Origin of the sequence: Proteiniclasticum sp. (assembly GCF_003514505.1) — a bacterium.
GTDB lineage: Bacteria > Bacillota > Clostridia > Clostridiales > Clostridiaceae > Proteiniclasticum.
Genome location: NZ_DOPX01000020.1, coordinates 1 through 9,153, shown reverse-complemented (window position 1 = coordinate 9,153; position 9,153 = coordinate 1). Strand labels below are relative to the sequence as shown.

The window sequence follows — 9,153 nt, the reverse complement described above, 5'->3', positions numbered from 1 at the left end:
GGAAGTTACTTTTGCAATTAACTTGATAAAACTATGGTAAAACTATTTTTCAAAAAAGGTATCTATTTATTTAAAGGTGTGCTATACTAAACAAGTCGGAAACGGCAAAACAAATTTACAGTTAATTACACAGATTTCAATTTCGCCTTAGCGACAGAGAATTTTAGGTATAACTGTTCTAAGGAGGAAAAACACATGGAAGACAAGAAGATCATTTGCAGAGACTGCAACAACGAATTCGTATTCACCGTAGGTGAGCAGGAATTCTACAAGGAAAAGGGATTCGAAAACGAACCAGTTAGATGTCCTGATTGCAGAAGAGCAAGAAAGAACGAAAAGTTCAACAGAAGATAGTCTAATAAATGAAGCAGTTGCGTAAGCAGCTGCTTTTTTTGTCGCCTTAGATGCTGAGATAAAAGAAAAAGATCCCCCTTTGAACTTAAACGTGGAGAGATCCTTTCTTATAATTTATGTTCTACTCTTCCGATACTGCACCATTTCCCACCTGACTCACAACCATCTCATAATATCGGCCCTTCATCCTCATCAGCTTCTCATGTGGTCCTTCCTCAAGGATCCTGCCTTCCCCGATGACATAGATTCTGTCCGCACTTTTTATAGTGGAAAGTCTGTGGGCAATGATGACACTTGTCCTGTTTTTCAGAAGCTTCACCATGGCTTTCTGAATTTCTTTTTCGGTTTTAGTATCTACAGAACTGGTGGCTTCATCCAGAATCAGTACAGGTGCATCAGAAAGCACCGCTCTCGAAATGGCCAATAGCTGCCTCTGCCCTTGGGAAAGTGTATCCGTGCTGCCAGAAACCTCCGTATCATAACCTTGAGGAAGCTTCAGAATAAAATCCTCCGCATGAGCCACTCTGGCTGCATGATAAATTTCCTCATCGGTGGCCTCAGGTCTTGCATATCTGATGTTTTCCCGGATGGTACCAGTGAACAGGAAGGTATCTTGCAGCACCACCGAGAAATTCTCCATGAGACTTCTTCTCTTAATGGTTCTAAGATCCATTCCATCAAAGGTGATGGCTCCTTTTTCCAGATCATAAAACCGGGTCATAAGGTTCACGATGGTGGTTTTTCCCGCCCCAGTTTCTCCCACCAGCGCAATGGTTTCCCCTGGATGCACCTTGAAGCTTACCCTTTGAAGCACCGGTTTATCCTTGGCATAAGAAAAATAAACGTCCTGAAATGAGATTTCCCCTCTAGGATTCTTTAGGGTCACTGCATCTTTACCATCTTTCTCTTCTTCCTGTTCATCCAGAATCTCAAAAACTCTCTCCGCTCCCACCAGCGCCTGCTGAATGTTTGTGAACATACCGGCGATGTTGTTGAGCGGTCTGCCGAACTGTTTGGAATAGGTAAGAAAGCTCACTACAATGCCGACACTGATGGTTCCATTCACGCTCATAAGACCACCTGCAAAAGCAATGAGTGCAAAAGAAAGATTGCTGATGACTCCCATGAAAGGCATGAGAAAACCTGCCCAGATCAGCGCTTTGGTTGCAGCTTTTTCCAGATCTTCATTTACCTTTCTGAACTCTTTCAGTGTCTCTTCTTTCCTGTTGAAAGCCTTCACCATTTTCATGCCCGTAATGCTCTCCTCTACAATCCCGCTGAGATCTCCCAGCGCTCTTTGCCGCTGCATGAAGTAAGTTCTGCTTCTTTTCGAGATAATTTTTGTCAGGATTATAAACAGCGGAACGGCGATGAGCGCAAGAAGCGTCAGCAAGAAATCTAATGAAAGCATCATGATGAGGGAGCCCACCAAGGTGAAGAGGGATGCGATGAGCTCTGTGGTGGTCTGCGCAATGGATCCGCTGATATTGTCCACATCATTGGTCATACGGCTCATGGTATCACCATGGGGTCTTCTGTCATAGAAGATCAGCGGGATTCTCTGAAGCTTCCTGAAGAAACTCTCCCTCAGATCCTTCACCAGACGCTGAGTCACCTTCGCCATGAGCACCCCATTCACAGTCTGAAGCAGCCAAACCATGACATAGCAGAACAGAAGATATAGAATCATTCTCTGGAGAAGAGACGTGTCCACGAGGTTTTTTTCCAGATCGTAAGCATTGATGGCTCTTCCGATATAAAGTGGAACCACCAAAGAGAAGGACGACGCCAGAAGAGTTAGGACCGTTGCGCCCAGGAGCGCCTTTCTGTATCTTCTGAAAAGCGCCAGAAGCCGCTGGAGGGTTTTCTTGTATTCTCTTGGTTTTTCAGATGGAACAAAACGGTTTGCACCGCCGCCAAAGCGTCCGAACTTTGGCATCTGATCGAGATTCTGTGGTCCTTTTCCATTCTTTTCCATCTACATCACCGCCTTATCCAGTTCTCCAATTTGAGACACATACAGATCTCTATAGGTGGAAGAATTCTTCATCAGATCCCCGTGGGTGCCGAAGCCCTCCATTTTCCCTTGAGAAAGAACAAGAATTTTATCCGCCCCCATGGCTGTGCCGATTCTCTGGGTGATGAGTATGGTCGTTCTTCTGGGCTTAAACTCCTTTATGGCTTCCCGGACTTTTCTGTCTGTCACAGCGTCCAGTGCCGATGTGGAATCATCCAGAATGAGGAGCTTCGATTCTTTAGCCAGAGCCCGTGCAATGGACACTCTTTGCTTCTGGCCCCCCGACAGATTCACCGCCCCCTGATATATACTGCTCTCATATCCTTCTTTCATAGAGAGGATAAAATCTTCTGCCTGGGCGGCTTGTGCAGCACGCTCCACTCTATCAGGACTCATTTCCGGACTGCTCCAAGCGATATTCTCCTGAATAGAACCTGAAAACAGCATGGTCTTCTGGGAAGAAACGGATACTGCATTTCGAACCTGTTCCACTGTGTAGTCCCTGATGTCTATGCCATCAAGAAGAATCCTGCCCTCCTTCCCTTCATAAAACCGAAGGAGCAGCCAAACCAACGTGGATTTCCCCGATCCAGTGGGGCCGATGACCGCCAGGGTCTCTCCCGCATTCAGACGAAAACTGAGATTCTCCAGTGCGTAGAGTCCGCTCCCGGATGGATAGGAGAAGGAAAGATTCTCAAAGACCACCGACATGGCTTCGGACGTAAACTCTTTTGTGCCTCCTTCCGCATCTTCCTCTGCCGTGAAAATCTCCTGGATTCTCTCTGTGGAAGCCTTTGTTCGGACAAAGGTGGTAAAAATATTGGTGATCATGATGATGGAGGTGAGAATCTGCGTCATATAACTGATAAACGCAGCGACCTTTCCCACTTCAATCTCCTGCCTGACGAAAAGAATGCTTCCAGCATAAAGAACCATCGCAATACCAAGACTCACCACCAGGCTGAGCACCGGAGCAAAGTAGGCAATGACCAGCTGAGAACGGATGCCTTTTTTCTCCAGATCCTCATTGGACTTGGCAAACTTTTCTTCCTCGAAGTTCTGTCTGCCAAAGGCTTTCACCAGACGGATCCCAAGAAGATACTCCTGAATCACAAGATTCAGCTTATCTATGGCATACTGGACCTTCGCAAAGCGCTCATAGCTCATCTTCATACTGATATAAATAAGAACTGCCACAAGGCCTACAACGAGAAAGAGAATGATGGAAAGTTTTGGGCTGAGAGCTGCAGCAAGAATCATACTTCCAATCCCCGTCACCGGCGCCTTAAAGAAAATACGCATCATGCCATTGACAAACTGCACCGCCTGAGCGGTATCATTGGTCATTCTGGTGATGAGTGATCCACTCTCCATCCGGTCTGCACTGCTCTCTGAAAAGTTCATGATCTTCTCGAAAAGATCCGCTCTCAGGTCCTTGCCAAACCCTTGAGAAACTTTGGAAGCCAGAATGTTCCGGACCGTGGCAAAGACCGCCCCCAAAAACGTGATGAAAAGCATAAGAAGACCATATCCGATCACTGTTTCCACATTTCTTTCACGAACCCCCTCATCGATGATCCGGGCCATGATGGTGGGCTGCAGAAGATCAGCCATGGACTCCAAAAAAACAAAGGTGGTGGCTGTAAAAAAAAGCACCCGATATTTACGAAAATACCTTTTGTATATGTTCATGTTTATCTCCCATCTGATATCAATCAAAACCTACACCCATTATATCAGAGGATTTTCCTATCGTGTCAGCTAAGAAGATACAAAACCTTCAGACTCCATACAAGAATTAAAAGCAAATAAGAGTATCAAAATCTGTCAAACTATTTTATAATAGAATGGATTTACAGAATGAACGGTAAATGAAACTCATTCTGAACTGGAGGAATTTAAATGATCAAAATCATGGCAGATTCAACTTGTGATCTATCCCAGGAAATTCTGGACAAGTATGACATCAGCATTGCCCCTTTAACTGTAACCATAGAAGGAAAAACCTATAGAGACCGGGTAGATATTACGGCGGATGAATTCTACAGTATGATGGAAAATCTGGAAACACCACCGACTACTGGTATGCCAAGTCCCTCGTCTTATCTGGATATTATGAAGGAAGCAAAAGACAAAGGAATGGAAGAAATACTCTGCATCTGTATGAGCAGTGGTACCAGTGGTGCTTACCAGTCTGCAGTCCTTGCCAAAGACTATTTTTATGAAGAGTTCCCAGGATCCACCGTGAAGATCCATGTGGTGGACTCCACCTGCATGAGCCACGGCAGTGGCTGGCTTTTAATGAAGAGTGCCATGCTGAGAGAAAAGGGAGCAAGTTTCCAGGAACTCATCGACTTCAATGAAGCCTACAAAAGAAACGTGAAGCACTTTCTCACCGTGGATGATCTTAACCATCTTCTTCGAAGCGGTCGTCTTTCCAGTACCAGCGCCTTCATCGGCAAAATGCTGAAGCTGAAACCCATCATGTCCATGAAAGACACAAAAGGCGCCATCGTCGCCAAGGAACGTGGAAGAAAGAAAGTCCTCACCCATTATGTGGAAGAGTTCAAGAAGAGAAACGATGAGAATCTTACAAACTTTGTGATCATAGGCTACACCACTGATAAAAGTTATGCAGAGAATCTCAAAACCAAGTTCCTTCAGGAAACAGGTTTTGCTGGAGATATTTATATCATGCAGATGGGTGTTGCTGTCGGAACCCATGTGGGTCCTGGCGGCCTTTCCATGTTCTTCATGGAAACTGGAGACAGAAAAGATAATCTGCTGCTTAATGAATGGGAAGCTCTCCTAGCAAAGAAAGATGCCTTCCTTGAAAAATTTGGACTGAAAAAATAATCATAGTAAAATAAGGAAAAGAGCGGAACCCCTAAGAGATTCCGCTCTTTTTATCTGTTCTATCATACATTTCTATGAAAAATGAAGAAAGAGATTTCTATAGAAGGTCATCATTCTTTCCAGATTCTCCATGGAAATCCGTTCATCGGTTCCATGAATTCTCTTGAGATCCTCATTCTTCATCCTCACTGCACTGAATCTCAAAATGTTATCTGAAAGCTCCTCATATTTTCTGCTGTCTGTTCCACCAGCCATGAGATAAGGCAGAACCACCGCATCCTCATAAACGGAGTGAATGAGATCTTTTAGTAAAGAAAAAGCTTCTCCTTCATGGTCCGTGACTTTGGAAGCCTCTTCCTTCACAAGATACTGGTACTGAACCGGAAGTCCTTCATGGATCTTCTTCAGATGGCGAAGAACATCCTCGGTGGTGTCTCCTGGTAGGATTCTCGCATTGAGGATCATAGAAGCTTCCTGGGGAATGACATTATATGCATTTCCAGCCCGGATCACCGTTGGGGTAATGGTTGTTCTTATGAGCGCATGAAGCGCTGGTGTTTTTTCCAAGGTCTTTCTTACCAGAGGAAAGCTCGTTCTGATACTCCCTAGAAGTTTGCCTTTCCATCCCATGTGAGGACCCATCCCTTGAAACATCGCCTCCACAGCTCCTGTCAGTCTTGCTTCCATGGGCTGGCTGGCAATGGTAAGAAGCGCTTTACCAAGAACTTCCGTCACCAGAAACTCTGGTGGCATGGAAGAGTGTCCCCCTTCCCCCTTTGCTGTCACTTTGATCATGGAAGACCCTTTCTCTGCAACGCCCACCAGGGCCAATGGTACTGTCACCCCTTCCAGAACATCCTCCATGACTGCACCACCTTCATCCAGCACCATAAAGAATCTCAAGTTTTTTTCTCTAAAGTGGGCTGCAACCTCTTTAGCCCCAAGGCCGCCTCCCACTTCTTCATCAAATCCGAAGGCTAGGTAAATATCCCGCGCGGGCTCATATCCTTCCTGAATAAGATTTTCCAACGCTTCCAGAATAGAAATCACCTGATTTTTATCATCTAAGGTGCCTCGTCCATACAGGTATCCATCCATGACCTCTCCATCAAAAGGGGCACTCAACCAGTCCTCTTCTGTACCATCTGCAACGGGCACCACATCATAATGTCCAAGAAGCAGTACTGGCTCTTCTTCACTTTTCCCTTGCAAATGGAAAACAGGACTGTACTTATTGATCCATGTAACTTCAGCTTTTCGGTACACTTCCATGTATGTTTCCTTGAGATGTGAAAGAAAATCCTCGAATGGTTTAAAATCCACCTGCTCCATATCCATGCCAGAAATGGTCCTGAACTGTACCGCTGTCTGAAGACTTTTCACCGCATCATCCAAATTTCTCATAAAACTCTCCTAAAACGGGCCATACTGAAATGCATTGGCCAAGAACAAAAACATCAGCGTCACAATAAAAATAATGCCTTGAATCTTAATGGACCATCGGATCCATTTGGGGTAACTGACCACTGTCAATCCCAGTGCGATCATGAGTGTCGGATTCGTTGGAAAAAGAAGGTTTGAAAAACCATCTCCAAACAAGAACGCCTGGACTGCCGTTTGCCTTGTGACCTGCAGAAGATCCGTCAGGGGCAAAAGAATCGGCATCACCAGAAATGCTTTTGCTGATCCGGACCCGATGAAGAAATCCAGCATCAGAATGAGAAGGTAAAGACCAAGCACAGCCATATTGGGACTAAGGCCAGACAGCCTCTCTGAAGCATAGTAGAGCACCGAATCCATCACCATCCCCTTTGTCATAATATGCTTGATGGACATAGCCATAAGGATCAGGAGCACTGCGGGCAACATCGAACTAAAGCCTTTGGCAAGATCTTTCAGCATCCCTTGAAATGACTTGTACTCACTTAAAATTCCAGCGGTTACAGACGCCACCAGAAAAATCACAGCCACCAGAGGCAGCGCCGCTGCCGATAAAACTGGGATAAAGAATCCCAAAGCAATGACCATCACCATGGAAAGAATGAAATAGCCGTAAATCTTTACAACTCTCCCAAGATTTTTATTTTTGGTGGATATGGGCTCTTCAAAATGGGTGAATCTTTCTTTCAGCGCCCGGTCTTCTTCATACACCATAGAGAAGGAGGGATTTTTCTCAATGCGTTTCGCATAGAGATAAAGATACCCATACAAAATGCAGTAGATGACAGAAAAGATAAGCAGTCTGTAAAGGCTTCCTGAAAATGCCGGGAGTCCTGCAATCTTTTGAGATACCCCCAGAGTAAAGGGATTGAGGATGGCTGCCGCAAATCCGAATCCCGACGCCATGGCGCTGATGCCAAGACCTACAAGTGAATCCCATCCAAAGGAGTAGGATAGTGTCACAGCCATGGGCACCAGAACGATGAGCTCCTCAAAAATCCCGAAAAAGGAGCCAAAGGACATGAAGAAAAGAATGAGAAGTCCCATGAGCACATACTTCCGCTTCTCATATTTCGCCACCAGGGTCTCCATGATGTAGCGCAGAAGTCCGCTTTCATCCAGCACCCGGAACGATGCGCCAATGAGCAGCAAAAACAGGATAATCACAAGGATGGTCACCTGATCTTCTCCAAAAAGGACCTCTAAAGGCGCCGTAATCCATCTGTATAAAGGGTACTCCGGACGTTCCAATACCGAAAAGGATCCTGGCACTATTTTTTCACGGCCATCTTCCAGAATCCTCTCGTAGGACCCTGAAGGAAGCACTCTCGTGAGGACTCCTGAAAGAAACATGAGGATCCCTAAAATGGTGACGGAAGAAAAGAATGATTTCTTGGAAAGGGCTACACCTCGTCTTTGCTGCATAAATTCCACCTCTTTCTACGTATGATCTTAGTAAAATTTTATCACAAAAATCCCGATTATTTCACTTCAACAAAGCGTCCTGCCAAAATAATCGCAAAGAAAAAGACCCCGAAGGATCTTTAAAAAGTGAATACTTATGCAAACAGGAACCACGTCAGAATATATCCTGTTGTTACAGCAATGAGGGTGAACGGCACACCAATGGAGGTGAAATCCTTGGTTTTCACTTCATACCCCTGCTTTGTGAGAATACCAATACCTGCAATGTTTGCTGAAGCACCGATGGGAGTAAGGTTCCCACCTAAGGTAGCACCGATGATGAGGCCAAAGTAGAGCACCGTGATGTCTCCTCCGATGAGTGCTCCAATACCGCCTATGACAGGAAGCATGGTAGCAGTATAGATGATATTATCAATGAAGGCAGATACCAGGACAGAGAACCAGACAATCAGTGTATATACAATAAACAGATTGTCTCCGGCAATCTTAATGAAGAGGGCAGCAATGTCGTCAATAACACCCACTTCTGTGATACCACCGACCACGATGAAAAGTCCTGAAAGAAGAAGAAGCGTTACATAGTCAATCTCCCGGACTGCATTGGCTACGGTCTTCTCATCATGCTTTACAACCAGCGCACGGATCATCCCCACCACAAAGAGCGTCATACAGATGATACCGTTGATGGTACGCGGAGTATTGGGGATGAAAGACGCTACAATGAGCAGAAGGACCATGAGAATGAGCAGCACAGAGGGAAAATAGTCTGTCACGACAGTTTTCTCCAATGCCGTCACCGGCTGCTTTTCTTTACGGAAGATCCATAGGAGCATCAGCGTTGACGCAATGGCACCTATCTGCACGATAAAGAACAATCCCATTTTTCCTTGATAGAAGAAAAAGTCAAAGAAGTTCATATCCAGATGACCAGCTAGAAGGATCGATGTGGTGTCTCCCACAAGCGTTGCCGCCCCCTGCAGGTTGGAAGCTACAGAGATGGCAATGATACTGGAAACAGGTGATACATTGAGCTTTTTACAGATGGTCAGCGCTACCGGAGC

The 9,153-nt window shown here is 45.4% G+C and carries 7 protein-coding genes; 2 read left to right on the top strand and 5 right to left on the bottom strand.

Going from position 1 to position 9,153, the window contains the following annotated elements; all coding sequences use genetic code 11:
* Positions 1-195 precede the first annotated feature (195 nt).
* Positions 196-354, top strand: a complete 159-nt coding sequence (locus DEF30_RS06905; protein ID WP_074912212.1) for a zinc-ribbon domain-containing protein — start codon at positions 196-198, stop codon at positions 352-354.
* Positions 355-475: 121 nt separating this feature from the next.
* On the opposite strand, the gene DEF30_RS06900 is transcribed toward DEF30_RS06905, so the two are convergent.
* The gene (locus DEF30_RS06900) at positions 476-2,332 is read right to left on the bottom strand and encodes an ABC transporter ATP-binding protein (protein WP_294097582.1); all 1,857 of its coding nucleotides are present in this window, start codon (positions 2,330-2,332) and stop codon (positions 476-478) included.
* Positions 2,333-4,063 (bottom strand): ABC transporter ATP-binding protein, encoded by a 1,731-nt coding sequence (locus DEF30_RS06895; protein ID WP_294097580.1) that lies wholly within the window; start codon positions 4,061-4,063, stop codon positions 2,333-2,335.
* Positions 4,064-4,273: 210 nt separating this feature from the next.
* Between DEF30_RS06895 and DEF30_RS06890 the strand changes: the two genes are divergently transcribed.
* Positions 4,274-5,227 (top strand): DegV family protein, encoded by a 954-nt coding sequence (locus tag DEF30_RS06890; protein WP_294097578.1) that lies wholly within the window; start codon positions 4,274-4,276, stop codon positions 5,225-5,227.
* 72 nt (positions 5,228-5,299) lie between these two features.
* On the opposite strand, the gene DEF30_RS06885 is transcribed toward DEF30_RS06890, so the two are convergent.
* The 3 genes from DEF30_RS06885 to DEF30_RS06875 all read right to left on the bottom strand — a co-directional run.
* Positions 5,300-6,631, bottom strand: coding sequence for a M20/M25/M40 family metallo-hydrolase (locus DEF30_RS06885; RefSeq protein ID WP_294097577.1), 1,332 nt, complete (start codon positions 6,629-6,631; stop codon positions 5,300-5,302).
* A 9-nt stretch (positions 6,632-6,640) separates the two neighbouring features.
* The gene (locus tag DEF30_RS06880) at positions 6,641-8,092 is read right to left on the bottom strand and encodes an AbgT family transporter (RefSeq protein WP_294097576.1); all 1,452 of its coding nucleotides are present in this window, start codon (positions 8,090-8,092) and stop codon (positions 6,641-6,643) included.
* A gap of 134 nt (positions 8,093-8,226) precedes the next feature.
* The coding region (locus DEF30_RS06875; protein WP_294097575.1) for an SLC13 family permease at positions 8,227-9,153 on the bottom strand (927 nt) is incomplete at its 5' end.

What these genes read in the sequence shown, in the direction of transcription:
- DEF30_RS06885 (WP_294097577.1), bottom strand. Translation starts at nt 6,631, where the DNA reads ATGAGAAATTTGGATGATGCGGTGAAAAGTCTTCAGACAGCGGTACAG.
- DEF30_RS06895 (WP_294097580.1), bottom strand. Translation starts at nt 4,063, where the DNA reads ATGAACATATACAAAAGGTATTTTCGTAAATATCGGGTGCTTTTTTTT.
- DEF30_RS06880 (WP_294097576.1), bottom strand. Translation starts at nt 8,092, where the DNA reads ATGCAGCAAAGACGAGGTGTAGCCCTTTCCAAGAAATCATTCTTTTCT.
- DEF30_RS06900 (WP_294097582.1), bottom strand. Translation starts at nt 2,332, where the DNA reads ATGGAAAAGAATGGAAAAGGACCACAGAATCTCGATCAGATGCCAAAG.
- DEF30_RS06890 (WP_294097578.1), top strand. Translation starts at nt 4,274, where the DNA reads ATGATCAAAATCATGGCAGATTCAACTTGTGATCTATCCCAGGAAATT.
- DEF30_RS06905 (WP_074912212.1), top strand. Translation starts at nt 196, where the DNA reads ATGGAAGACAAGAAGATCATTTGCAGAGACTGCAACAACGAATTCGTA.